The 24,429-nt window shown below is 67.2% G+C and carries 21 protein-coding genes; 14 read left to right on the top strand and 7 right to left on the bottom strand.

Annotated elements, in window-relative coordinates; genetic code table 11:
- Nucleotides 1-5 precede the first annotated feature (5 nt).
- Complete coding sequence (locus tag KF783_RS01420; protein ID WP_294076107.1) at nucleotides 6-524, top strand: CcdC protein domain-containing protein; 519 nt, start codon at nucleotides 6-8, stop codon at nucleotides 522-524.
- Nucleotides 521-1,147, top strand: a complete 627-nt coding sequence (locus KF783_RS01415) for a DUF938 domain-containing protein (protein ID WP_294076106.1) — start codon at nucleotides 521-523, stop codon at nucleotides 1,145-1,147. The genes KF783_RS01420 and KF783_RS01415 overlap by 4 nt, the downstream gene beginning before the upstream one ends.
- Here the strand turns inward: KF783_RS01415 and KF783_RS01410 are convergent.
- Entirely contained in the window at nucleotides 1,125-2,063 is a 939-nt protein-coding gene (locus KF783_RS01410; protein WP_294076105.1) for a DMT family transporter, read from the bottom strand. The two genes, KF783_RS01415 and KF783_RS01410, sit on opposite strands and share 23 nt — an antisense overlap.
- 85 nt (nucleotides 2,064-2,148) lie before the next feature.
- Between KF783_RS01410 and KF783_RS01405 the strand changes: the two genes are divergently transcribed.
- The 5 genes from KF783_RS01405 (at nucleotide 2,149) to KF783_RS01385 (ending at nucleotide 7,947) form a co-directional block, all read left to right on the top strand.
- Nucleotides 2,149-3,681: an aminoacyl--tRNA ligase-related protein gene (locus tag KF783_RS01405; protein ID WP_294076104.1), complete on the top strand. Its 1,533-nt coding sequence runs from the start codon at nucleotides 2,149-2,151 to the stop codon at nucleotides 3,679-3,681.
- Between the two features lie 65 nt (nucleotides 3,682-3,746).
- The gene (locus tag KF783_RS01400; protein ID WP_294076103.1) at nucleotides 3,747-4,115 is read left to right on the top strand and encodes a hypothetical protein; all 369 of its coding nucleotides are present in this window, start codon (nucleotides 3,747-3,749) and stop codon (nucleotides 4,113-4,115) included.
- 54 nt (nucleotides 4,116-4,169) lie between these two features.
- Nucleotides 4,170-5,213, top strand: a complete 1,044-nt coding sequence (locus tag KF783_RS01395) for a hypothetical protein (RefSeq protein WP_294076102.1) — start codon at nucleotides 4,170-4,172, stop codon at nucleotides 5,211-5,213.
- A gap of 48 nt (nucleotides 5,214-5,261) precedes the next feature.
- Nucleotides 5,262-7,505 carry a ribonuclease R gene (rnr, locus tag KF783_RS01390; RefSeq protein ID WP_294076101.1) on the top strand — a complete coding sequence of 748 codons (2,244 nt, stop codon included), beginning with the start codon at nucleotides 5,262-5,264 and terminating at the stop codon, nucleotides 7,503-7,505.
- Nucleotides 7,506-7,677: 172 nt separating this feature from the next.
- Nucleotides 7,678-7,947, top strand: a complete 270-nt coding sequence (locus tag KF783_RS01385; protein WP_294076100.1) for a hypothetical protein — start codon at nucleotides 7,678-7,680, stop codon at nucleotides 7,945-7,947.
- Here the strand turns inward: KF783_RS01385 and KF783_RS01380 are convergent.
- Entirely contained in the window at nucleotides 7,944-9,110 is a 1,167-nt protein-coding gene (locus KF783_RS01380; RefSeq protein WP_294076099.1) for a saccharopine dehydrogenase NADP-binding domain-containing protein, read from the bottom strand. The genes KF783_RS01385 and KF783_RS01380 overlap by 4 nt on opposite strands.
- 236 nt (nucleotides 9,111-9,346) lie before the next feature.
- On the opposite strand from KF783_RS01380, the gene KF783_RS01375 reads away from it, so the two are divergent.
- Nucleotides 9,347-9,652 (top strand): hypothetical protein, encoded by a 306-nt coding sequence (locus KF783_RS01375; protein ID WP_294076098.1) that lies wholly within the window; start codon nucleotides 9,347-9,349, stop codon nucleotides 9,650-9,652.
- Here KF783_RS01375 and KF783_RS01370 read toward each other — a convergent pair.
- On the bottom strand, nucleotides 9,649-10,497 hold the full coding sequence (locus KF783_RS01370) for a hypothetical protein (protein WP_294076097.1): 849 nt from the start codon (nucleotides 10,495-10,497) through the stop codon (nucleotides 9,649-9,651). The two genes, KF783_RS01375 and KF783_RS01370, sit on opposite strands and share 4 nt — an antisense overlap.
- Nucleotides 10,498-10,721: 224 nt before the next feature.
- Between KF783_RS01370 and KF783_RS01365 the strand changes: the two genes are divergently transcribed.
- Nucleotides 10,722-11,057, top strand: coding sequence for a helix-turn-helix transcriptional regulator (locus KF783_RS01365; protein WP_294076096.1), 336 nt, complete (start codon nucleotides 10,722-10,724; stop codon nucleotides 11,055-11,057).
- 38 nt (nucleotides 11,058-11,095) lie between these two features.
- Here KF783_RS01365 and mfd read toward each other — a convergent pair whose 3' ends face one another.
- Nucleotides 11,096-14,569: a transcription-repair coupling factor gene (gene mfd / locus KF783_RS01360; RefSeq protein WP_294076095.1), complete on the bottom strand. Its 3,474-nt coding sequence runs from the start codon at nucleotides 14,567-14,569 to the stop codon at nucleotides 11,096-11,098.
- Nucleotides 14,570-14,692: 123 nt separating this feature from the next.
- A complete protein-coding gene (locus KF783_RS01355; RefSeq protein WP_294076094.1) occupies nucleotides 14,693-14,959 on the bottom strand; it encodes a succinate dehydrogenase assembly factor 2 in 267 nt (88 codons plus the stop codon).
- A gap of 70 nt (nucleotides 14,960-15,029) precedes the next feature.
- On the opposite strand from KF783_RS01355, the gene recG reads away from it, so the two are divergent.
- Nucleotides 15,030-17,090 (top strand): ATP-dependent DNA helicase RecG, encoded by a 2,061-nt coding sequence (gene recG, locus KF783_RS01350; RefSeq protein WP_294076093.1) that lies wholly within the window; start codon nucleotides 15,030-15,032, stop codon nucleotides 17,088-17,090.
- A gap of 46 nt (nucleotides 17,091-17,136) precedes the next feature.
- On the opposite strand, the gene KF783_RS01345 is transcribed toward recG, so the two are convergent.
- Nucleotides 17,137-17,469: a PilZ domain-containing protein gene (locus KF783_RS01345; RefSeq protein ID WP_294076092.1), complete on the bottom strand. Its 333-nt coding sequence runs from the start codon at nucleotides 17,467-17,469 to the stop codon at nucleotides 17,137-17,139.
- Nucleotides 17,470-17,574: 105 nt separating this feature from the next.
- Nucleotides 17,575-18,804, bottom strand: a complete 1,230-nt coding sequence (gene tyrS / locus KF783_RS01340) for a tyrosine--tRNA ligase (protein ID WP_294076091.1) — start codon at nucleotides 18,802-18,804, stop codon at nucleotides 17,575-17,577.
- A gap of 213 nt (nucleotides 18,805-19,017) precedes the next feature.
- Here tyrS and KF783_RS01335 point away from each other — a divergent pair, with 213 nt between their 5' ends.
- The 4 genes from KF783_RS01335 (at nucleotide 19,018) to KF783_RS01320 (ending at nucleotide 24,404) form a co-directional block, all read left to right on the top strand.
- The gene (locus KF783_RS01335) at nucleotides 19,018-21,399 is read left to right on the top strand and encodes a TonB-dependent receptor (RefSeq protein ID WP_294076090.1); all 2,382 of its coding nucleotides are present in this window, start codon (nucleotides 19,018-19,020) and stop codon (nucleotides 21,397-21,399) included.
- 87 nt (nucleotides 21,400-21,486) lie between these two features.
- Nucleotides 21,487-22,023: a DOMON-like domain-containing protein gene (locus tag KF783_RS01330; protein WP_294076089.1), complete on the top strand. Its 537-nt coding sequence runs from the start codon at nucleotides 21,487-21,489 to the stop codon at nucleotides 22,021-22,023.
- On the top strand, nucleotides 22,020-23,216 hold the full coding sequence (locus tag KF783_RS01325; protein WP_294076088.1) for a DUF1343 domain-containing protein: 1,197 nt from the start codon (nucleotides 22,020-22,022) through the stop codon (nucleotides 23,214-23,216). The genes KF783_RS01330 and KF783_RS01325 overlap by 4 nt, the downstream gene beginning before the upstream one ends.
- Nucleotides 23,217-23,237: 21 nt before the next feature.
- On the top strand, nucleotides 23,238-24,404 hold the full coding sequence (locus KF783_RS01320) for a hypothetical protein (protein WP_294076087.1): 1,167 nt from the start codon (nucleotides 23,238-23,240) through the stop codon (nucleotides 24,402-24,404).
- The last annotated feature ends 25 nt before the right edge of the window (nucleotides 24,405-24,429 follow it).

Here is a 24,429-nt window from a genome sequence, read left to right as displayed (position 1 = left end):
GGGTCATGACACAGCCGCCGCCACAGGCCGGATGGATGGGATATGCGATCAGCGCCGGGGTGGTGTTGATCGTCTTTGCGCTTCGCTGGCGACGGATGCGTCGCGAGCGGCGACTCAATATCAACCTGCTCTGGATCGTCCCGGCGCTTTTGCTGGTGATGGCCGGCGCGCTGTTCTGGAGTGCGCCGCCCTCGCCGATGGTCTGGGCGGTCTGCGCGGTCGCGCTCGCCATCGGCGCGGGGCTGGGGTGGCAGCGCGGCAAGTTCATGGACATCAACGTCGATCCCGAAACCCATGGCGTCAGCCAGCGCGGCTCACCGGCTGCCCTGCTGTTCCTCCTCGCGCTGATCGTGATCCGCACGACCGCACGAGAGGTCGCGGCCTATAGCGAAAGCTGGCTGCATCTTGGCGCGACGACAATCAGCGACGTGCTGATCGCTTTCGCACTGGGGCTGGTCGTCGCGACGCGGGTCGAGATGTATCTGCGCGCACGCCGGCTGATCGATCTGGCGCGGCGGGGGTGAGCGATACGCCCTGGATCGTCGCGGAAGAGGGGAGCGCAGTGCGCAAACACGCCCCCGCGACGCTGCGCAACCGGGATGCCATCGCCGACGAACTGGCCACGCTGCTGCCCCGGCACGGCACGGTGCTGGAGATCGCGAGCGGGAGCGGCGAGCATTGCGCCTTTCTGGCGCAGCGCTTTGCGCAGCTGCACTGGCAGCCGAGCGATCCCGATCCCGGTGCGCGCGCCTCGATCGCGTCGTGGTGCGCGGGGCTGGACAATGTCGCGCCGCCGCTCGCCATCGATGCCGGGGCGTGCGGCTGGCCGGTCGGTGCGGCCGATGCGATCCTGTGCGTCAACATGGTGCATATCAGCCCGTGGGCGGCGACGCTGGGACTGCTGGCCGGGTCGGCGCGGTTGCTGCCCGCCGGGGCGCCGCTGATCCTTTATGGTCCCTATCGTCGCGCGGACGTGCCGACCGCCGCGTCGAACCTGGCGTTCGACCAGTCGTTGCGCGCGCGTGATCCACGCTGGGGGCTGCGCGAGGTGGCCGATGTGACCGAAGCCGCGAGGGATAGCGGGCTGACATTCGACCGGCTGATCGAGATGCCGGCAAACAATCTCATCCTCGTCTATCGGCGATGACGGGGTCCTGGGGGTCCTCCCCGGGGGCGATGATCGGGCCGGTCCGCGCAAGACCCAGCCGCCGTTCGCGCCAGGCGATGTAGAGCGCGCTGGCGATGATGACCGGCGCGCCGACCCAGGTCCATATGCCCGGCAGAACGCCGAAGATCAGCCAGCCATACATCGTCGCCCAGATCAGGCTGGAATAATCCATCGGCACCACGGTCGATACCGGCGCAAAGCGCAGCGCCGCGGTGAGCGCGAGCTGCCCCGCGCCGCCGATCACCCCGATCAGGATCAACAGGCCGAACGTCTGCCAATCGTGCATCTGGGCGAAGAACGGATAGGCGATCGCCAGTGGCGGCACCGACAGCAGCGAGAACCAGAAGACCGTCGTGGTCGGCAGTTCGGTCTTGCTCATGTGCCGCAGCTGGATCGCGACGATGGCGACGAACAGCGCGGCGATCAGGCCGATCGCGGCACCGAACAGCGGGATGTGCGTGCCGCCCGGCTGGGTCACGATCAACACGCCGGCAAATCCCACCAGCACCGCCGCCCAGCGGTGCCAGCCGGTGGGTTCGCGCAAGACCAGCGCGCCCAGGATCGTCGCGAAGATCGGCACCGTATAGCCAAAGGTCGTCGCTTCGGCGAGCGGCAGCACCATGACGGTGCCAAGGTTGAACACCATGCCGGTCAGACCGACCGCGGTCCGCGACAGGTGCAGGCCGAACCGCCGCGTGCGAATCGTTCCCAGCCCCGGGCCGATCGCGATCCACGCGACCAGCAGGGGAAGCGCGAACAATTGCCGGAACAGAAGGATTTCGGCGAGGTTCGCGCCATGCGCGGCGGCCAGTTTCAGCACCGCGCTCATCGTCGATAGCGTCAGCACCGCGAGCAGGCGCAGGCCAAGGCCCAGCATGATGCGGTCGGACGTCATCGCAACCGCCTAGGCGCAGCCGCAATGCGCCGCAAGCGGCGAAGCGGGGTGACGGCGCGCGCGCGACGCGCTATCGGCCCGCGCCATGATCAAGCATGCGCTCAACGTCACCCGCGAAGGCGACTTCGCCCAATGGTATCAGACCGTCATCACCGAGGCCGACATGGCCGAGGAGAGCGGCGTGCGCGGGTGCATGGTCATCCGGCCATGGGGCTATGGCATCTGGGAACGGATTCAGCGGTTGCTCGACGACCGGATCAAGGCGACGGGGCATGAAAACTGCTATTTTCCGTTGTTCATCCCGCTTTCCTACTTCGAGAAGGAGGCCGAGCATGTCGATGGCTTCGCCAAGGAAATGGCGGTCGTCACGCATCACCGGCTGATCCAGAAGGACGGGAAGATGATCCCCGATCCCGAGGCGAAGCTGGAGGAGCCGCTGGTCGTGCGGCCCACGTCGGAAACGGTGATCGGCGCCGCGTTCAGCCGCTGGGTCCAGTCGTGGCGCGACCTGCCGGTGCTCATCAATCAATGGGCGAACGTGGTCCGCTGGGAAATGCGGACGCGCATGTTCCTGCGCACCGCCGAATTCCTGTGGCAGGAGGGGCATACCGCCCATTCGAGCGTCGAGGAGGCGCGCGAAGAGACGCTCAAGATGCTGGAAGTCTATCGCAGCTTTGCCGAGGAATGCGTGGCGATGCCGGTGGTCGCCGGCGAAAAGCCGGAGAATGAACGGTTTCCCGGCGCCGTATCGACCTACAGCATCGAGGCGATGATGCAGGACGGCAAGGCGCTTCAGGCCGGCACCTCGCACTTCCTGGGCACCACCTTCAGCCAGGCGCAGGACATCAAGTTCCAGAATTCGGAGGGGCAGCAGGAACTGGCCCAGACCACCAGCTGGGGCATGTCGACGCGGATGATCGGCGGCCTGATCATGACGCATGGCGACGATGACGGCCTGCGCGTGCCGCCGCGTATCGCGCCGTGGCAGATCGTCATCGTGCCGATGCTGCGCGACACTGACGAGGACGCCGCGCTGATCGACTATTGCAAGGCGATCCAGCGCGAACTGGCGAGCCAGTCGGCATTTGGCGAGCCGGTGCGCGCGCTGCTCGATCTCAAGCCGGTCAAGGCGGTTACCAAGCGCTGGGGCTGGATCAAGAAGGGCGCGCCGATCGTGGTCGAGGTCGGCGGACGCGACATGGCGGGCGGCAATGTCTCGGTGACGATCCGTACCGACCTTTACCGCGAGGATGGCAAGCTCAACTCGGCGATCGTCGCACGCGATGCGTTTCTGGGTGACGCGGTGGGGCGGCTCGAAGCGGTCCAGGCCGCGTTGTTCGATCAGGCCCGCACGCGCATGCAGGACAATATCGTGCGGGACGTCACCGACTTTGCCGGGCTGGAAGCCTATTTCGAGAGCGCCGGAAAATCTCCCGGCTGGGTCGAGGTGGAATGGGCGCGCCCCGGCGGCGCCGATCTGGACAAGGTGGTCGAGCGTCTGAAAGCGCTGAAACTCACCTTCCGCAACGTTCCGGCCGATGCGGCCCCGGCCACCGGATCCTGCATCTTCACCGGCGCGCCGGCGGTCGAGCGTATCCTGGTCGCGCGCGCCTATTAGGGGCGCGGGGAACCCAGGCTGCGCTGCCCGGTTCTTTGTCCGTGACAAGGAACGGGAGTGACCTCGTGAAACTGATGATTTTCGCTGCGGCCGCCGCCGCCCTCGCCGCCACGCCCGCACTGGCCGATCCCGGCAAGCGCGGGGGGCCGGGCAAGCATCATGCGATGAAGGCGGAGCGCGGCTGTCCCCCGGGGCTGGCGAAGAAGCACAATGGCTGCATGCCCCCCGGCCAGGCAAAGAAATATGGATGGTCGCGCGGCTATTACGTGCCGTCCGGCTATTCGGGCTGGACCCGCTATCAGTCGCTGCCGCGCTATTACCGCCAGCGCCATGCCTATGATCCGGGCAATTACTATGTCTATCGCGACGGCAGCGTCTATGCGGTCGATCGCACGACGCGCCTGATCGAATCGATTATCCGCATCCTGCGCTGATCGCATAGTATCGCGCCGATTGACCCGCCCGCAATGCCGCGCCACGATCGCGGCATGGGGCGGGTTTTTCTGATGCTGGCGCTGCTGGTCGGCGCGACGTCCGTGCAGGCGGCCCAGACGCCGCTGCGTGCGCAGGAGCAGGCGCTCCGCAAGCAGATCGCCGCGATTTCGCCGGAGGATGTCGAGATGGACCTCGACGCCACCCGGTTCGAACGCTGGATGGAACTCGCCGAAAATCTGGCGCGGCAGCGTCGCGTCGATGAAGCGGTCGCCGCGGCCTATGAGGGCGCCGGCGAAATTCCGACCCGAAGCGCCGATTTCCGGTCCGTTTCCCGCGACGCCTTCGCGCGCGCGGCCGCGTTTGAGGAGCGGGTGCGCGGCCCGTCCGAGCAGAGCACGCGCGCCTATTGGTCCGCCGCGATCAGCGTGCAACGCGGGCGAAGTCCCGTGGATCTCCTGGCAGAGGACGAGGAACCGTTTTTCGGTGGATATCTGGACGGAACGATCACCAGGCTCCGGCGGATCGGACGCGCGGACGAGGCATATGCGCTGGCCGCGGGTGCGCTCGGCATCGCCACCTCGTTCCGCAATCGACACCCGCAGGGCAGTCGGGACGAGGCCTATGAACGCGACCGGCGGATGTTCGCGGAGCGCCGGGGGCAGTTGCTCGCCCTGATCCGCACCGCATATGAATATGGCCGCAATTCCGATGCGGACTGGCAAAGGCAGCTTCAGGCGGCCGAGGCATTGCTGGCCGCCGGTGACGCGGCGGCCGCCCGGCGGGGGTTCGAGGCGCTGTTGTCGGCGATGCCGCGGCCGATCGTCATCAGCGTGGTGCGCGCGCGGGCGACGCACGGGCTGGCGCGCGCGCTCGCGGCGCAGGGCGGCGATCGCCTCTCCGACGCGATCCGCACCGATCGTGCGCTGTTGCGCCAGCTGATGTTCCAGTCCTGGCGGGAGGACGATCGCGTTGCGGCGGTCGGCGCGGATCTGGTGGCGATGCTCGACGCATCGGGACAGGCCGATCGGGCAAGGCAGCTTCGCGCGGACCTGACCGCCTATCGGGCGAGCGGCGCGATGCCGGTTTTTCTGCGCTGACCCGTGGCGGCTGGCGGGAAGCGGCGCCGATCCCTATATCCGGGTCCAATGACAAAACAGAACAAAGCGAAAAAGTCCGCGCCCGGCATGCCGACGCGGCAACAGATTCTCGATTTCATCACCCATTCCGACCAGCCCGCCGGCAAGCGCGAGATCGCGCGCGCCTTTGCGCTGTCGGGCCAGGAAAAGATCGCGCTCAAGGCGCTGCTCAAGGACATGGCCGATGAAGGGCTGATCGACAGCGCGCCCGGTCGCGCCTTTCACAAGATGGGGGGGGTCCCCAAGGTGACGGTGCTGCGGATCGTCGATGCCGATGGCGATACCGTCTGGGCGGTCCCCGAACGCTGGGAGGCGGAGCATATTCCGGCCCCGCGGCTGCGCGTCCGCGAAAAACGCGGCAAGGGCGCGGCGCTGGGGGTCGGCGACCGGATTCTCGCCCGCACCGAAGAGGCGGGCAAGGGGTGGATCGCCCATCCGATGAAGAAGCTCGCCAAGGGCGAGGAGACGATGCTCGGCGTGCTGCGCGAAGAGGGCGGCAAATTCTGGTTGCAGGGCGTCGAGAAGAAGGAGCGGCGCGACTTCCCCGTCTCTGACCGGGGTGAGGGGCAGGCGGGCGATCTGGTGCTGGCGGAGAAGACGGGGCGCCCCCCGCGATTGACCGCGCGGGTGATCGAGGTGCTGGGCGATCCCTTCGCCCCACGCAGCTTCTCGATGATCGCGATCCACCGCCACGGCATTCCCAACGCCTTTTCCGAAGACCTGCTGGCCGAGGCCGAGCGGGTCGCGAAGCTGGATCTGGGCAAGGGACGGGAGGATCTGCGCGACGTGCCGATCGTGGCGATCGACCCTGCCGATGCGCGCGACCATGACGATGCGGTATGGGCCGCGCCCGACGACGATCCGAAAAATGCGGGCGGGTGGAAGGCGATCGTGGCGATCGCCGATGTCAGCTTCTACGTCCGCCCCGGATCGCTGCTCGACCGGGAGGCGCGCAAGCGCGGCAACAGCGTCTATTTCCCCGATCGCGTCGTGCCGATGCTTCCGGAGGTGCTGTCGGCGGATATCTGTTCGCTCAAGCAGGATGTCGATCGCGCCGCGCTCGTCTGTCACCTTCGGGTGTCGGCGAAGGGCGAGTTGCGAAGCTGGCGGTTCAGCCGCGCGGTCGTGCGGCTCGCCGCCAATATCGCCTATGAGGATGCGCAGGCGGCGATCGACGGCGGGCTCGACCATCCGCTGACACAGACGGTGCTGAGGCCGCTCTGGGACTGCTGGGATGCGCTGTACAAGGCGCGCGGGAAGCGTGAGCCGCTGGATCTCGACCTGCCCGAGCGGCGGATCGTGCTCGACGAGAAGGGACGCATCCTCTCGGTCGCGCCGCGCGAACGGCTCGACGCGCACAAGCTGATCGAGGATTATATGATCGCCGCGAACGTCGCGGCGGCAAAGGCATTGGAGGCGAAGAAGGCGCCGGTCATGTATCGCGTCCACGAGCCGCCGAGCCGCGAGAAGCTGGTCGCGCTCAAGGATTATCTCAAGACGCTCGACGTCGAATTCGCGCTGGGGCAGGTGATCCGGCCCGCCACGTTCAACCATGTGATCGCGCGGGTGGGGGACGCCGATTTCCGCGAAGAGGTGATGACCCAGGTGCTGCGGACGCAGACCCAGGCCTATTACGGTCCCGCCAATCACGGCCATTTCGGCCTGGCGCTGGGCAGCTACGCCCATTTTACCTCACCGATCCGCCGCTATGCCGATCTGGTGGTCCATCGCGCGCTGGTCGGTGCCTATGATCTGGGTCCCGGCGGCGAACTGCCCGCCGATGCGGACATGGAAAAGACCGGCGAGGTGATCAGTCAGCTGGAGCGCCGGGCGATGGAGGCGGAGCGGGAAACCGTCGATCGCTATGTCGCCGCCTATCTGTCCGCCCATGTCGGTGAGGTGATGGAGGCGCGGATCACCGGGGTTCAGAATTTCGGTTTCTTCGCGACGGTGGACGGTGTCGGCGGCGACGGGCTGGTGCCGGCCCGCGACCTGGGCCGCGAATATTTCCGCTATGACGAGGCGGCGCAGAAGCTGGTCGGCGAGGAAACGGGCGAGGAATTCGCGCTGGGTCAGAAGCTGAAGCTGCGGCTGGCCGAGGCGAACCCGGTTTCCGGCGCGCTGCGGTTCGAGTTGCCCGACGGCAAGGGCAGCGGATCGGGGACCGACCGTCGGCGGGGCGGGCCACCGAAACGGGCGATCAAGCGGCGCGGCCGTCCGGCAAACATCCGGCACCAGGGGAAGAAACGGTAACGCGGTTCCCGCCGCCCCGGTCTTGTGCCGGGGGTCACGGCGCGGCAAGCCTTCGGCCGGAGCCGGCGCCGCATCCTGCGCGGCGGTGCGAACTGCGGCGCGCGGCGGTGGCGAAGGAAGAAGGTGGGCGATGGCAGTCGTTGAGGCAACACCGATCACACGAAGGGCAAGGATGCGTCGCCACGTGGTCGATCATTTCTGCGCCAGCCACGCGATCACGCCCTATGACACGATCATCTACGCCCCGCCGCCCGCATTGAAGGACGCGTTCGACACGCTGCTGGCCGAACGGCTGATCCGGCAGGAAGGCACCGGCTATTTCTGGCTCGACCTGCGTGCCTATGACGCGGCGGTGCTCCGGCGGCGGCGCGCGATGGTGCCGGTCGCGATCGGCGTTTCGCTTGCGCTCGCGCTCGCGGTCCTGCTGCTCTATCGGGGTTAGCGGACCGCGAAGGTGAGGCCCGCTTTCGCTTCGAGCCGTGCGCGCAGCGGATCGGCCATCAGCGCGCCGGGGGTCCACACCCCGCCGCTGCCCGCGACATCGCGCAACAGGCACAGCGCGCTTTCCGCGATCATCCGGCTGGTCGAGCCATAGCCGGGATCGCGGTCGCCGGTGACGGTGCAGGTGAGCGTCTCTCCCGACGGCATTTCGGCGATGAAATCGATCTCGTAAAATCCGTTCTCACGCTCTTCCTTCGACGGCCCTTCGCCCGGCGCCGGTCCCTTGTCGGCGTTCATCGGGTTCATCTTCGCGATCGCCTCGGCCGCAGCCTTGCCCATCTCCCCCAGGCCCGGCGCGACCATCATCTCGTCATAGCGGAAGTCGGCGCCATAGGGGTGGCCGGCGAGGAAGTTGGTACGGTGGACATTCTTGGTATTGATCGTCGCCATCACGAATGGCGCGACCCATCCGCCGACCGCCGCATCATATTCGGGTACGATGCCCAGCGGCTGGCCCGGCCCTTCGAACCCGGGGGTCAGCGCAAAGGGGTCGAGCAGCAGTTTGAGGACCGCCGGATTTTTCGCCGCCGCCGCTGCCGTCGCCTTGCCGCTGGCAAAGGTGCCGCCGGAGAACGTTCCCTGCATCTTGCGCACGCGCCCCTTTACGCGCGGGGCGGGCTTGCCGAACTTCGCGCGTGCCGCCTGTTCGACCGTCCATACGCCCAGGTCGAACGGGATCGAATCGAACCCGCATGACAGCACGATCCGCGCCCCGCTCGCCTGTGCGGCGGCGTGATGGGCGGCGATGACGTCGTGCATCCAGTTGGGCTCGCCGCACAGATCGACATAGGCGGTTCCGGTTTCGACGCAGGCGGCGACAAGGTCGTTGCCGTACAGCTGATAGGGGCCGACCGTCGAGATGACGACCCGCGCCCGGGCGGTCATCGCGCGCAGCGCGGCGGGGTCGTCGGCATTGGCGGTGATCAGCGGCGTGTCGCCGGGCGCGCCAATCGCGTCGCGCACCTGTTCCAGCTTGGCGAGCGAACGTCCGGCCATCGCCCATTTGAGGGCGTCGCCGGCATATGCCTGCGCCAGATATTCGGCGACCAGCCGGCCGGTGAAGCCCGTAGCGCCATATACGATCAGGTCCAGTTCGCGCGCCATGTCATCCTCTCCCTTGTTCGGTCCTCCGTACCGCAACTTCAAAAGCGGGCCAACCTGGCCATGTCGGCGGTTCGGGATCGGGCCGCGTTCGCCCTCCCATTCCGGAGTTCCGGGTCTGCCATCGCTTGAAACCTGTCCGGGCGGCGCGCGCGAACAGGCGGTCCATTGCCGGTGGGGGAGCGATCGGTGGTTGAACCGGGATCGCCGCGACCCGATTATGTCGGGATGAGCCGCCGATGCTGAGTCCGACCGTCCCACGCGACCTGGATGCCTATCGTGTCCAGCGCCATTTCGCCGACCATCGCGCGATGACCGCCGGCACCGCGATCGAATATGTGCCGGCCGGCCCGCGCGAGCGTGCCGCGTTCGACCGGTTGCTGGCGACGGGGGTCATCCGCCAGACATCGCCGGCGCATTACTGGTTCGATCTCGACCGGATGGGTAGCGCCCGGCGCCGCCGGCTGCGCAATCCCAAACTGCCGGTCGCGGTCGCGCTTGGCGTGATCCTCGCCATACTCGCCATCTGGGTGCTGCGCAGCTAGGCGCGCAACGCCATCGGTGCGGCCGGCGGTACGCCGCAGCCTTGCGCGCACACATGCCGTTCGGCGCGCGCCATCAGCGTGGCGGTGCGGCTGGCGATGAGGTCCATCGAGTGGGCATAGGCGTCGCTCGCGAGGAAGATGGCGGTGGGGCGGATCGCGTTGCCGTCGCGCTCGATCGCGCCGCCGTCCAAACACTCGCGCACAAGCCGATAGATGGTCGAGCGTGCCATGTGCAGGTCGTTCGCGATCCGGGGTATCGGGATGAAATCGCGATATTCGTCCGGGAGCATGTTTTCCCGGAACGAAAGCCGGGCGGCAAGGCCGGGATCGGTGGCCAGCCGCCGGACGCTGAGCGCGCAGACATATTGAAGAAAGAAGATTTCAGCGTAGCCGTACCCGAAGTTGCGGACCAGACCCGCGATCAGGTGCAGCAGGTCGAGCATCACCATCTGCGCCGCCAGGTCGCAGGCGATCTGCCCGATCGGGTGATCCGGCGCGATTTTCGTCCGGTCGATGTCGCCGCCCGCGCTTCGCACGCGATCGGCAAGGGTTGCGCGCCAGGCCAGGGCCGCGGGGCATTCCCCGACCATGACGGCATTGGTCGGCGAGAAGACGAGCCAGCCGGCAGCGATCAGCCGCCGCACCACCCGGCGCGCCGTTTCGAACGGGATGTCCAGCGATCCGGCGATGCCGTTGATGGAGCTGCCCCGTGACGGCGCCGCCTCACGAAGGCGCATGTCGAGATCGTCGTGCATCAGGCTGACGATGATCGGGATCGACACCATGCGCATGCGGGACGTCTGGCGCGGAAGATGGCCGGACAGATCGGCGAGTGAGGACAGCATTTCGCGCGCGACAATGCGTGATACCAGGCGACTGTGACGGCGGTAACTGGCTGTCGGTGCGGGCATTGCGGTAAAGCGCCCCTTTCACCCGCGACTGTAGACCGCCCGGTTGCCGGCACAATGCGGCTTCGGCCATTTTGAGTAACTCTACGTCCCGAATCGGGTAATTCCCTGATTGTCCGGCGCTGATCGGCCTCGCTAATCGCGAACGACCGGAGGAATCGATGGACGCAGTCACGGAAATGTCGTTGCCATATGAAGAGGCGGAAATGCCGATCTCGCCGCGCGGTTCGGTTTCCCGCCTGTTGAGGGACGCGCGGGACGTGGTGCGACGATCGATCGAAGATGTCGCCGGCGAAATCCGCTTTCCGGCGTCGTTCCTGACCGCGATCGAAGAGGGCGCGTTCGAGGAATTCGCGGCGCCGATCTACCTGTTCGGCGCGGTGCGCGCCTATGCCCGCGCGGTGGGCGTGGACGAGGCCGCCGCGATCGCAGCCGTGCGGGCGGCACTCGCGGACCGCGGGGCGGTCGCATGGCGTCGACAGGGCTGGATCAGCTAGGGCCGGCCGCGCCCGGCGGCAGCGGTCCGTGTGCGATTTCAGCCCGCCGCCTTCGCCAGACCCCTTGAGATTTGCAGCGCGGCGTTGAGCCGTGCGCGCGGGTTGGCAAAGGCGCGCGCCACCACCAGTTTCATGTCCGGGCGCAGCTTCGCGGTGCCGTCCAGTCGCTCGACATAGGCCAGCAGGCCGTCGATGCTGGGGAACTTGTCTTCGTGAAAGCTGACCAGCGCGCCCTTCGGCCCGACGTCGATCTTGGCGATGCAGGCCTTTTTCGCGTTCAGCTTCGCCTCGATCAGGGTGAGCAGATTCTCGGTCTCTTCGGGCAGCTTGCCGAACCTGTCGATCATCTCGGCCGCGAATTCGTCGATGCCGCGCTTGTCCTCCACCTCGTTCAGGCGGCGATAGAGGCCCATGCGCAGGTCGAGGTCGGGGACGAAGGTTTCGGGGATCAGGATCGGCGCATCGACGGTGATCTGGGGCGAAAGGTCGCGGGGCCGATCATCGGCCAGCCCGCCCGCCTTGGCGTCCATGATCGCCTCTTCCAGCATCGACTGGTAGAGTTCGTAGCCGACTTCCTTGATATGCCCCGATTGTTCGTCGCCCAGAAGGTTGCCGGCGCCGCGAATGTCGAGATCGTGGCTCGCCAGCTGAAACCCCGCGCCCAGGGATTCGAGATCGGACAGGACCTTCAGGCGCTTTTCGGCGGTTTCGGTCATCATCCGCTGGGGCGGGGTGGTCATATAGGCATAGGCGCGCGTCTTTGCGCGCCCGACGCGGCCGCGCAGCTGATAGAGCTGGGCGAGGCCGAACCGGTCGGCGCGGTTGACGATCATCGTGTTGGCGCTGGGGATGTCGAGGCCGCTTTCGATGATGGTGGTGGAGACCAGCACCTCATATTTCTTGTCGTAGAAGGCGGACATCCGCTCTTCCACCTCGCCCGCCGCCATCTGGCCATGGGCGACGACATAGCGGACCTCCGGCACTTCTTCGCGCAGGAACTGTTCGATGTCCGGCAGATCGGCGATGCGCGGGGTGACGATGAACGACTGGCCACCGCGATAATGTTCGCGCAGCAGCGCCTCGCGCAGCACGACCGGGTCCCAGGGCATGACATAGGTGCGCACGGCGAGGCGATCGACGGGTGGGGTCTGAATGACCGACAGCTCGCGCAGGCCGCTCATCGCCATCTGTAGCGTGCGCGGGATCGGCGTGGCGGTGAGGGTGAGGACGTGGACATCGGCCTTCAGCGACTTCAGTCGCTCCTTGTGGGTGACGCCGAACCGCTGTTCCTCATCGACGATGACCAGGCCCAGGCGCTTGAACTCGATACCTTTGGCGAGGACGGCATGGGTGCCGATCACGATATCGATCCGGCCCGTCTCCAGGCCTTCCCTGGTCGCCTTGGCCTCGGCGGCGGGGACGAGGCGGGAGAGGCGGCCGATGTTGATCGGGAACCCTTCGAACCGCTGGACGAAATTGGTGTAGTGCTGGCGCGCGAGAAGGGTGGTGGGGCAGACGAGCGCGACCTGCATCCCGGCCATCGCCGCGACGAAGGCAGCGCGCAGCGCGACCTCGGTCTTGCCGAAGCCGACATCGCCGACGACCAGCCGGTCCATCGGCCTGCCGGCGGACAGATCCTCGAGCACATCGCCGATCGCGCGATCCTGATCGTCGGTTTCGGTGAAAGGGAAGCGATCGACAAAGACCGGGTAGCTGCCGGGATCGGTTTCGGCCACGTCGGCGGGGCGCAGCGCGCGTTTGGCGGCGATGGCGATAAGCTCGCCCGCGATCTCGCGGATGCGTTCCTTCATCCGCGACTTGCGCCGCTGCCACGCTTCGCCCCCCAGCCGGTCCAGGCTCGCGCCTTCCTCCGACGATCCGTAGCGGGAGAGGACTTCGAGATTTTCGACCGGGACGTAGAGCTTGTCGCCGCCGGCATAGGTAAGTGCGACGCAGTCGTGCGGTGCCTTCTGCACCGGAATCTGGGTCAGCCCTTCGTAGCGGCCGATGCCATGCTCGATATGCACGACGAGGTCGCCGGGGGAGAGGGTGGCGAGTTCGGCGAGGAAGGCGTCGGTCGACTTCTTGCGCCTGTTGCGGCGGACGAGGCGGTCGCCCAGCATGTCCTGTTCGGTCAGCAGCGCAACGTCGGGGGCGGTGAAGCCGTGATCGAGCGGCAGAACGATCAGCGCGACATTGCCCGAATCGCGGCCGCCCGCCGATGCGCCCAGCGCCTCCTGCCAGCTGTCGGCGAAGACGCCGTTGGCAAGGCCGTGATCGGCGAGCAGGCCCTTCAGCCGCTCGCGCGAACCGGTGGAGTAGCTGGCAAGGACAGGCTTGCGCCCCTCCTTGCGCAACCGGGCGACATGCGCGGTCACGGCGTCGTAGATATTGCTCTGTGCCGCGCGTTCGGGGGCGAAGTCGCGCGGGCCGTCGATATGGAAATCGAGGACCGTCGCGCTTTCGGGTTCGTGGAACGGGGTGGCGACATGCGCCGTTGCCGCCTTCAGCCGGTCCACCCATTCGTCGGGGAGGAGGTAGAGCTGGTCTGTCCCGAGTGGGCGATAGCTGCCCGCGTCGGTCGATTGGGCGCGGACGCGGTTCGCCTGATAGTCGGCGATCGCCTCGAACCGCGCTTCGGCGGCACCTGCCTCGCCCGCGTCGCGGACGATGACCGCCCGGTCGGGCAGGTGGTCGAACAGCGTTTCCATCCGCTCCTCGAACAGCGGCAGCCAATGCTCCATGCCGGCGAGGCGGCGGCCCTCGCTGATCGCCTGATAGAGCGGGTCGCCGGTGGCGGTGGCGCCGAACTTCTCGCGATAGCGGGTGCGGAAGCGCCGAACCGTATCCTCGTCGAGCAACGCTTCGCTGGCGGGAAGCAGTGTGAAGCCGTCGATGCGGCCGGTGGTGCGCTGATCGGCCGGGTCGAAGGTGCGGACGCTCTCGATCTCGTCGCCGAAAAAGTCGAGGCGCAGCGCCTGTTCCGCGCCCGAGGGGAAAAGATCGACCAGGCCGCCGCGCACCGCGAACTCGCCGCTGTCGTGAACGGTGTCGGTGCGGACATAGCCGTTGGAGGAGAGCAGCGTGGCGAGGCGGTCGAGCGAGATCCGCTCCCCCGGGGCGAGGCGCGCGGTCATCGCACGGATGCGGAAGGGGGTGAGCGTGCGCTGTGTCGCGGCGTTGACGGTCGTGAGCAGCAGGCGCGGCCCCTTCGCCGGTGTCTGGAGCGCGGCGAGCGCGGCCATGCGTTCGGCCATGACGCGCAGCGTGGGGCTGGCGCGGTCATAGGGCAGGCAGTCCCAGGCGGGAAACTGGATGATCTCAAGCTCGGGCGCGAAGAACGGTGCGGTCGCGGCGATGGCGCGCATCGCGGAATCGTCGGGCGCGATGTGGACCGCGCCTGCCGCACTGGCGCGGGCAAGGTCGGCGAGCAGCCAGGGCAGAAATCCCGTCGGCACGCCGGCGAGGGTGAGGGGGGATCGCGCGGCGAGGATGCGGTTGAGGTCGGGCATTTTCTCTTTCGTCACCCCGGCCATATGTCGGGGTTCACTAGGCCGCCCGATCTGGGGCGAGGGATTGGTCGATCGGCCTGCCGCGCGGCGGACCCCGGAACAGGCCCCGGCGACGGCCCGGCGTCATCGCGAGACCGGTACGAAATCGAGTGTCTTGAGGTCGTCCATCATCGGCCCTTCCCAGCGCGCGGGAACCGGTTGGGTTCCCATCGCCCATGCCATGATATCGACGTCCTGTTCCTCCAGCAGCGCTTCGAACCAGTCGATCTGATCCTCGCCCCATGTCGCCGCGCGGGCGTCGAAAAAACCGCCGATCATCAGGTCGGCTTCCTTGACGCCGCGGTGCCAGGCGCGGAAACGGAGACGTTTGAGGCGGATTTCGGTGTCCATGGTTCTCAACGCAAATTGGCCGACAGCGCTTTTTCGCGCAGTCGGCTGGGTGTAGGCACGGCAGATAGCCATGCGTCCCGATATCCTCAACCCGCTGTTCGCCGAAGTCACCGCGCTCAAGGGCGTCGGGCCGCAACTGGCCAGGCCGCTGGAGCGGCTGGACCTCACGCGGGTGATCGACGTCGCCTTTCATCTTCCGAGCGGCTTCATCGACCGGTTGCCACGCGAGAAGCTGGACGTTGCCGATGTCGGGCGGGTGATCGCGATCACGGTAACGCCGCGCGAATATCGTTTCGGCGGAAGCGCGCGGGCGCCCAATCGCGTCAACGCCTATGACGCGGCGGGCAACCCCGTCGGGCTGGTCTTTTTCGGCGGCAATTCCGGCTGGGTGAAGAAGCTGTTGCCACTGGACGAGCCTAAGCGGATTTCGGGGAAGCTGGAACGCTATGGCGATATGCTTCAGATCGTCCATCCCGACTATGTCGTGGCGCCGGGCGAGGCGGAGGGACCCGCGCGTGAGGCGGTGTATCCGCTGTCGGAGGGGATGACGTCGAAGCGGCTGGCGGATTTCGCCGCGCAGGCGGTGGCGCGGGCGCCGGACCTGCCCGAATGGATCGAGCCGAGCCTGAAGGCGCGCAGGGGCTGGCCCGACTGGCGCGATGCGCTTGACCGCATCCACGCCGACCCGGCGGATGAACGGGCGCGCGATCGGCTGGCCTATGACGAGGTGTTCGCCAATCAACTGGCGCTGATGCTGGTGCGCGGGGCGGCGCGGGCGCGCAAGGGGCGGGCGTTGCAGGGCGACGGCCGGCTGCGCGATGCACTGGCGCTGCCCTATGCGCCGACCGGGGCGCAGGCACGGACGATTCGCGAGATCGAGGGCGACATGGCGCAGAGCCGGCCGATGCTGCGGCTGTTGCAGGGCGATGTCGGCGCCGGCAAGACGCTGGTCGCCGCGATGGCGCTGCTGATCGCCGTCGAGGCGGGGGCGCAGGGCGCGATGCTGGCGCCGACGGAGATTCTGGCGCGACAGCATCATGAAACGCTTCGCAAGCTGTTTGCGGGGCTGGACGTCGAGGTCGCGATCCTCACCGGGCGCGACAAGGGACGGGCGCGTGAGGCGACCCTGATGGGCCTGGCCGATGGGTCGATCGATCTGCTGATCGGCACCCACGCGATTTTCCAGCAGGGGGTGGACTATCGCGACCTCGCGCTGGTGGTAGTGGACGAGCAGCACCGGTTCGGTGTCGCGGAGCGGATGATGTTGCAGGCCAAGGCAAAGACCGCGCCGCACCTGCTGGTGATGACCGCAACGCCGATTCCCCGCACGCTCCAGCTGGCGACGCATGGCGAGATGGATGTGAGCCGGCTGGACGAGATGCCGCCCGGGCGCCAGCCGATCGAGACCAGCGTGATCAGCGAGGAGCGGATCGAGGAGGTCGTCAACGGCCTTGCCCGGCACCTGTCGGGCGGGGGGCAGGCTTATTGGGTGTGTCCGCTGGTCGAGGAGAGCGAGAAAACCGACCTGGCCGCCGCCGAGGCGCGGGCAGAGGCTTTGCGGCAACGGTTCGGCGATCGCGTGGGGCTGGTTCATGGCCGGATGAAAGGGCCGGAGAAGGACGCGGTGATGGCGCGCTTCTCCGCGGGTGAGATCGGCGTGCTCGTCGCGACCACGGTGATCGAGGTGGGGGTGGACGTCCCCAACGCGACGCTGATCGTGATCGAGGCGGCGGACCGGTTCGGCCTTGCCCAGTTGCATCAGCTGCGCGGCCGCGTCGGGCGCGGCGGCGGGCGATCGGTGTGCGTGCTGCTGCGTGGGGGAACGCTGAGCGAGACGGCGCGGGCGCGGCTTGCGCTGATGCGTGAGACCAATGACGGGTTCCGCATCGCCGAAGAGGATCTGCGGCTGCGCGGCGCGGGGGAGATGCTGGGAACGCGTCAATCGGGCGAGCAGACGTTCCGACTGGCCCCCCCGGAGAAGTTCGCCGAACTGATCGCGGCGGCGACCGACGACGCGCGATTGCTGGTCGATCGGGACGGCGGGTTGCAGGGCGAGCGCGGGCAGGCGGCGCGGGTGGCGCTGTACCTGTTCGAACGCGACGCGGCGGTGGGGTTGCTCCGGGCGGGGTGAGGTCGGCGTCGGGGGAACTCGACCGGCAGGGGGCGGCGGTCGGCGGTCAGCCCTGTTTCATCATCGTGGCGAGCAGTTCGTAATAGCTGGCGAGATCGACAGCGGTGTCGAAATGCACGCCGATGCGGCCGCCCAGCGACCAGCGGATGGTGGCGGGCGCGACGCCGACGACCGGCAGCATGATGCGGACGCGATCGCCCTGCGCGAAATCCTGTTCGCATCGTGCCATCATGCCGTGGGGCGAGGCGTTGACGATCAGGATTGCGTGGCGCCGCGCGTCGGGACCGAACAGCTTCGCGCGGTAATGCACCTCGTCGCGATCGGCATTGCGCCGGTCGGCAGCACTGCCCGTGCTCAGCGATGCGAATTGATAGGTCACGCGCCCCGGCCTTGCCCTGCTTCCAAGTCCCTGAAAGGAGGGAGTAACCGGTTACCCGTAAACGTCCCGGCAACCGGCGTGGTTAGCGAAATCTATCCGCCGGGCCTATCCGCCCGGGTTCAGCATCCCATGATGCTTCTTGCCCGCTGACACGCGTACCGGATCGGCGCCGATGGTGATCGACGCCCCCTCGTCGCTGACCTTTTCGCCGTCGATCCGCGCGCCGCCACCCTTGATCAGGCGTCGCGCCTCGCCCTTCGATGCGGCAAAGCCGAGGCCGATCAGCGCATCGACCACGGTGATCGCGCCCGATACGGCGAGCGTCGGAAGCGCGTCGCCCGACGCGCCTTCCTCGAACGTCCGGCGCGCCGTTTCGGCGGCCGTTTCGGCCGCCTCCCGTCCGCGGCACATCGCGGTCGCCTCGGTCGCCAGGACCTTCTTCGCCTCATTGATTTCGGCGCCTTCGAGCGCTTCCAACCGGGCAATTTCGTCCAGCGGCAGATCGGTGAACAGACGCAGGAAGCGGCCGACGTCGCGGTCGTCGGTGTTGCGCCAGAACTGCCAATACTCAAAGGCCGGCAACGCGTCCTCGTTCAGCCACACCGCCCCCGACATCGTTTTGCCCATCTTCCCGCCATCGGCGGTAGTGATCAGCGGAGTGGTGACGCCATAGACCTCGGCGCCATCGACTCGGCGAGCGAGTTCGATGCCGTTGACGATATTGCCCCACTGGTCCGACCCGCCCATTTGCAGGCGGCACCCGGCGCGGCGCGACAGTTCCAGGAAATCATAGCCCTGTAGGATCATGTAGTTGAATTCGAGGAAGCTGAGCGACTGTTCGCGGTCGAGCCGCAGCTTGACCGAATCAAAGCTGAGCATCCGGTTGACTGAGAAGTGGCGCCCGATGTCGCGCAGAAAGGGGATATATTCGAGCTTGTCGAGCCAGTCGGCATTATCGACCATCACCGCGTCGGTGGGGCCGTCGCCAAAGGTCAGGAACTTCGCGAACACGGTCTTGATCGAGGCGATGTTCGACTGGATGACCGCATCGGTCATCAGCTGGCGCGCCTCGTCCTTGAAGCTGGGGTCGCCGATCTTGCCGGTGCCGCCGCCCATCAGCACGATCGGCTTGTGCCCCGCCTGTTGCAGGCGGCGGAGCAGCATGATCTGGACCAGGCTGCCGACATGCAGCGAGGGTGCGGTCGGATCGAAGCCGATATAGCCCGGCACGATCGCCTTGCTGGCCAGCGCGTCGAGCGCGGCGGCATCGGTGACCTGGTGGATATACCCACGCTGGTCGAGCAGGCGAAGCAGATCGGATGCATATTCGGTCATGATGCGCGGGCGCATAGCGCCTCCTGAAGCGTGCGTCATCCCCGCACTGTGACGGGCGTTTTCGCGCGAGATGCATAACCCGCCTCGACACCATTTGGTTCATCATATAACAATATTGACGCGCGCCCCGGAGTTTGTAAGTATCGCTTACGTTAGCGCCATCGGCGCGATCGCTCAGCCGCACAAGATGGCTGGCATGATGGGGAGAGAGAGATGTCTGATTTCCAGAAGCGGCTGACCCCGCTTGTCAGCGCACTTGCGCTCGCGAGCGGCCTGTTCGTCCTGCCCGCCGCAGCGCAGGAGACCGCGCCCGAGGCGAAGGACGCCACCGACACCGGCGAAATCCTGGTCACCGCGCGCCGGCGTGAGGAAAGCCTTCAGGATACGCCGGTCGCGATTTCCGCGTTCAGCGCCGACATGCTGGAAGAGCGCCAGATCGTGCAAACCCAGGATCTGGAGCGGATCACGCCCAGCCTTCAGTTCAAACCGGCAGGGCAGTTGTCGGGTAACAGCGCGTCGGCGGTCGTCTTCATCCGTGGCGTCGGGCAGGTCGATCCGACGGCGGCGGTCGATCCGGGCGTCGGCGTCTATCTCGACGAAGTGTATCTGGGCCGCGCGGTCGGCGGAGCGATCGATTTCGGCGACATCGCGGGGGTCGAGGTGCTGCGCGGGCCACAGGGAACGCTGTTCGGTCGCAACACCATCGGCGGCGCGATCCTGGTCCGCACGAAGCAGCCGGTGCTGGGCGAATTCAGCGGTCGCCTGCGCGTCCGTGCCGGCCAGGACAATTGGTATGAGGGCTTTGCCGCGCTCAACGTGCCGCTGGGCGAAACGCTTGCGGCGCGCGTATCTGCGGGGTTCCGCAAGCGCGACGGCTATGTGATCCGCGCCTTTGACGGGCTGGACCTGGGCAATGAAAATCGCTGGTCGGCGGCCGGATCGATCAAATGGGAGCCGTCGAGCGATTTCAACCTGTTCCTGCGCGCCGACTACAGCAAGCAGGACGAGCATGGCGCGCCGTTCACCTTTGCCGGGATCAATGAGCAGGCGCCGGTCGCGGCCATTGCCAGCGTCGCGGCCGGATGCCCCGGCGCAACCATTCCGTTCGCACCGCTGACGCCTGGCGATCCGCGCTTCGGCGCGCCCAATGTGCCGATGATCAACGACGTGCGCTGCGCGAACGATTTCCAGAATCGCGGGCCGTTCGTCAACGGCGGCACCGCGCCGGTGCAGAGCAATTCGGAGGTGTGGGGTACGGCCGGTACCGCCAATATCCGCCTGACCGATCAGGCGTCGGTGAAGCTTGTCACCGCCTATCGCGAGACCAAATCGCGCGGCGTGCGTGACGGCGACAATACGCCGCTGCTGCTCATCACGACCGACGTCGCGGCCAAGTCGGCGCAGTTCAGCCAGGAGGTGCAGCTTCAACTCGACTTCGGCTCGGTCAGCGCGATCCTTGGCGGCTATTATTTCAACGAGGTGACCGACGAGCGGGCGACGGTGCCGCTGGCATTCCCGCCCTCGCCGCCGGTGATCGGATCGCTGCTTGCCGGCGGTCCGGGGTCGCGCGACCTTCAGGTTTCGCGCCTCAAGACCAATTCGGTGGCGGGCTTTGGCGAAGTGACCTGGAAGCCGATGGACCGGCTCGAGTTGAGCGGCGGGCTGCGATACACCAGCGACCGCAAATATTATCAGGGTACGGTGCTCAACCTGTTCCCATCGACGCAGCCCGACCCCAATCCGCTGCCGACGCTGGCGACCAGCCAGGGTGGCCCGCTGTTCATCTTCAGCAGCCCGTTCCAGAAGGATTTCGCCGCGCTGACCGGATCGGCGAGCGTCCAGTATCGCTGGAGCAGCGCGATCAGCACCTATGCCTCCTATGCGAAGAGCTTCAAGTCGGGCGGATACAATACGCGCTACAACGCGCCGCCGGCCGGCAACCTTCCGGTGCCGTTCGGCGAGGAGAAGGTGACCAGCTACGAGATCGGCGCAAAGACCAATATCGGTCGCCTGCGCCTCAATCTCGCGGCGTTCCAGGCCGAGTATCAGGATATCCAGCTGATCTTCCGCCAGGGCGTGGTGCCGCTGTTGTTCAATGCGGGCGAGGCGCGGATCCGCGGTCTTGAACTGGAGGCCAGCTATCGCTCGTCATGGGGCCTGGTCTTTGACGGCGGCCTGAGCGTGCTCGACGACAAGATCAAGAGCGTGACGCCGGTGCCGGGCGCGACGGCGACGGTCACGCCGGCCGACGACCTGCCCTTCACGCCCAATTTGCAGGCGAATTTCGGGATCAGCTACGCGATCCCGCTGGGCGGTGACGCCACGCTGACGCCGCGCGTCGATGGCAGCTACCAGTCCAAGATCACCTTCATCACCGGCAGCATCCCGCTGATCGAGGAGGACGGCTATTTCGTCGGCAATGCGTCGCTGACGCTGAAACTGGGTAACGGGATCGAGCTGACCGGCGGCGTCAACAACGTGCTGGATGCGCGCTATCTGATCCAGGGTAACGCATCGCTGGCGACGCTGGGCTATGCCGAGCGCATCTACGCCCGTCCGCGCAGCTGGTACGTCCAGATGAGCGCGTCGTTCTGACGCCGCACGGATCGTGATATCGAAGGGGGCGGGCAGGCGACTGGTCCGCCCCCTTTTCATTGCCACCCGACTGCGCATAGTCGCGGCATGATCGCATCGCTCGTCCGCCACGCCGACACGCCCGCACGCCGCATCGAAACGGTTGAAGTCGCCATCGACCGGCCGGATCCGGACACGCTCGCGCTCACCTTCCTGGTCGCGCCGGCCGCGCACCTGAATCTTCCCGAACCGGCGTCGCCGTCGCGGACCGACGGATTGTGGAAGCGGACCTGTTTCGAACTGTTCGTCGCGGGCGCGGGCGAGCGCTATCTGGAGTTCAACCTGTCGCCCTCGTCGCGATGGGCGGCCTATGCGTTCGACCGCTATCGCACCGGGATGCGAGACCTTCCGATGGCGACGGACCCGCAGGTGGAGGTGACCACCAGGGCCGGCGCCATCGCGGTGCGTGCCGCGATCGACCTGACCGGCGCCGGTGCCGGCCCGTTGACCATCGGGCTGTCCGCGGTGATCGAGGAAGATGACGGCACCAGATCCTATTGGGCGTTGCGCCACCCGCCGGGGGCGCCCGATTTTCATCATCGCGATTGCTTTGCGCTCGAACTCCCGGCACCTGAAGCGCCATGAATTTCGGTATCGACCGGCTGCTTGCCGACCCCGCGCTCCTTGGACAATTGAACGGCCGCCGGGTCGCGCTGCTCGCGCATCCGGCATCGGTGACGGCGGACCTGACCCACAGCCTCGACGCGCTCGTCGCGGCGGGACTGAACGTGTCGGCGGTGTTCGGGCCACAGCATGGCGTGCGCGGCGACTTGCAGGACAATATGATGGAGTCGCCGGATTATACCGATCCGACCTATGGGATGCCGGTGTTCAGCCTGTATGGCGAGGTGCGGCGACCGACCGGCCAGTCGATGCACACGTTCGACGTGATCCTGATCGATCTTCAGGATCTGGGTTGCCGCATCTATACCTATGTGACGACCCTGCTCTACATGATCGAGGCGGCGGCCGCGCACGGCAAGGAAGTGTGGGTGCTCGACCGGCCCAACCCGGCGGGGCGACCGGTCGAGGGGCTGACGCTGCTCCCCGGCTGGGAGAGCTTTGTCGGCGCCGGACCGATGCCGATGCGCCACGGCATGACGCTGGGCGAAATGGGCGCATGGTTCATCGATCATTTCGGGCTGGATGTCGCCTATCGGGTGATCGAGATGGACGGGTGGGCGCCGGACGCCGCGCCCGGCTTTGGCTGGCCCGCCGACCGGGTGTGGATCAACCCCAGCCCCAACGCCGCCAACGTCAACATGGCGCGCGCCTATGCGGGGACGGTGATGCTGGAGGGGGCTACGCTGTCGGAGGGGCGGGGGACGACGCGCCCGCTCGAACTGTTCGGCGCGCCCGATATCGACGCAAAGGCGGTGATCGCGCAGATGCGACGCATCGCGCCCGACTGGACCGCAGGCTGCACGCTCCGCGATGTCTGGTTTCAGCCGACATTCCACAAACATGTCGGGCAGTTGTGCAGCGGCGTGTTCATTCATGCCGAGGGCGCGGCGTATGACCATGCGACGTTCCGGCCATGGCGGTTGCAGGCACTGGCGTTCAAGGCGATCCGCGCGCTGTATCCCGACTATGCGCTGTGGCGCGACTTTCCCTATGAATATGAATTCGAGAAGCTGGCGATCGACGTGATCAACGGCGGGCCGGGGCTGCGGCGATGGGTCGATGACGGCGATGCGGCGCCCGGCGATCTCGACGGCGCGGCGGGTGCGGACGAAAAGGCGTGGGAAGAGGTGCGCAGGCCCTTCCTTCGCTATTGAGATTGGCCTAACCCGCTGGCGATGCTGGCGGGCCTTATTTTTGCGACGGAGGATGCGGGCGACCGGCCCGGAACGCTGGCGGCGACGCTGCCGTTCGGGGGGATGACCCTGCTCGAATATCAGGCACGGCTTCTGGTCGGCGCCGGGGTGGGGCATATTCTGGTCGCGGTGACGCGGGTGACGCCGGCGCTGCTGGGCGCGGTGAGCCGTGCGGCAAAGCGCGGCGTGCCGATCGATGTCGTGCGCTCCGCCGAGGAAGCGGCGGCGAAGGCGCACCCGCTGGCGAGCTTCGTGGTGATCGCCGACGGGCTGGTGACGACCGACGACGTGGTCGATCGCATGGCGGGCGAAGGCAAGGACGCGATCCTGATCACGCAGGAGCCGTCGGCGTCGCTCGAGCGGGTCGATGCGCGCAGTTGCTGGGCCGGAATCGCGCGGGCGCCGGCACAGCGGATCGTCGATATCGCCGCCTTTCCCGCCGATTATGATTTTCAGTCGACCTTGTTGCGCGCGATCGTTCAGGCGGGGGCAGAGCAGGTGCAATTGCCGGTGAGCGCAGTGCGTGCGGGCCATGGCGTCGAGCGTGACGGTGCCGCGCTCGCCTCGCGCAGCAACGCGGTGCTGGCGGCGCTGACCGAACGGCGCACGAGCTGGGCCGATCGCTGGGTGTTCACGCGGATCGCGCGACTGGCGCTGCCCAAGGTGATCGAAAAGGCGATTCCGGCCTGGCTGCTGATGGCGGGCGGGATCGTGACCGGCGCCGGCGCGGTGGCGGTGGTCGCGGCGGGCTGGCCCTGGGGCGCGGGAGTCGCGCTGCCGGGCGTGGCCGCGCTGGCAACCGGGGCGGCGCTGTCGGCGTTGCGTGGCGAGGAAAAGCGCGCGGCTGCGCAGGAAGTGCTGATCGCGGCGGTGGCGGCGGCGGTGATCCTGACGCTGGGCATCGCCGAATCGCGCGTCGATGGCACGCTGGACGGCCTTATCCTGGCGCTGGGCGCGGTTGCGGCGACCGCGATCGGCGAACGGACCCAGGCGCGGGTGCGACGCTGGTGGGGCAGCCCGGCGGGCTATCTGCTGGTCGTCACCCCCTTTGCGATCGCGGGTCGCGTAAGCTGGGGCCTGGCGGCGATTGCGGTTTACGCATGCGTCACGCTCGCGCTCGCGGTTGAGAGTCGGCGTGAGAAACCTTAGTCTCGTTTTAACCGCACTTCCTTAG

Origin of the sequence: Sphingomonas sp., assembly GCF_019635455.1 — a bacterium.
Classification (GTDB): domain Bacteria; phylum Pseudomonadota; class Alphaproteobacteria; order Sphingomonadales; family Sphingomonadaceae; genus Sphingomonas.
This window is presented reverse-complemented; position numbering and strand designations above follow the sequence as displayed.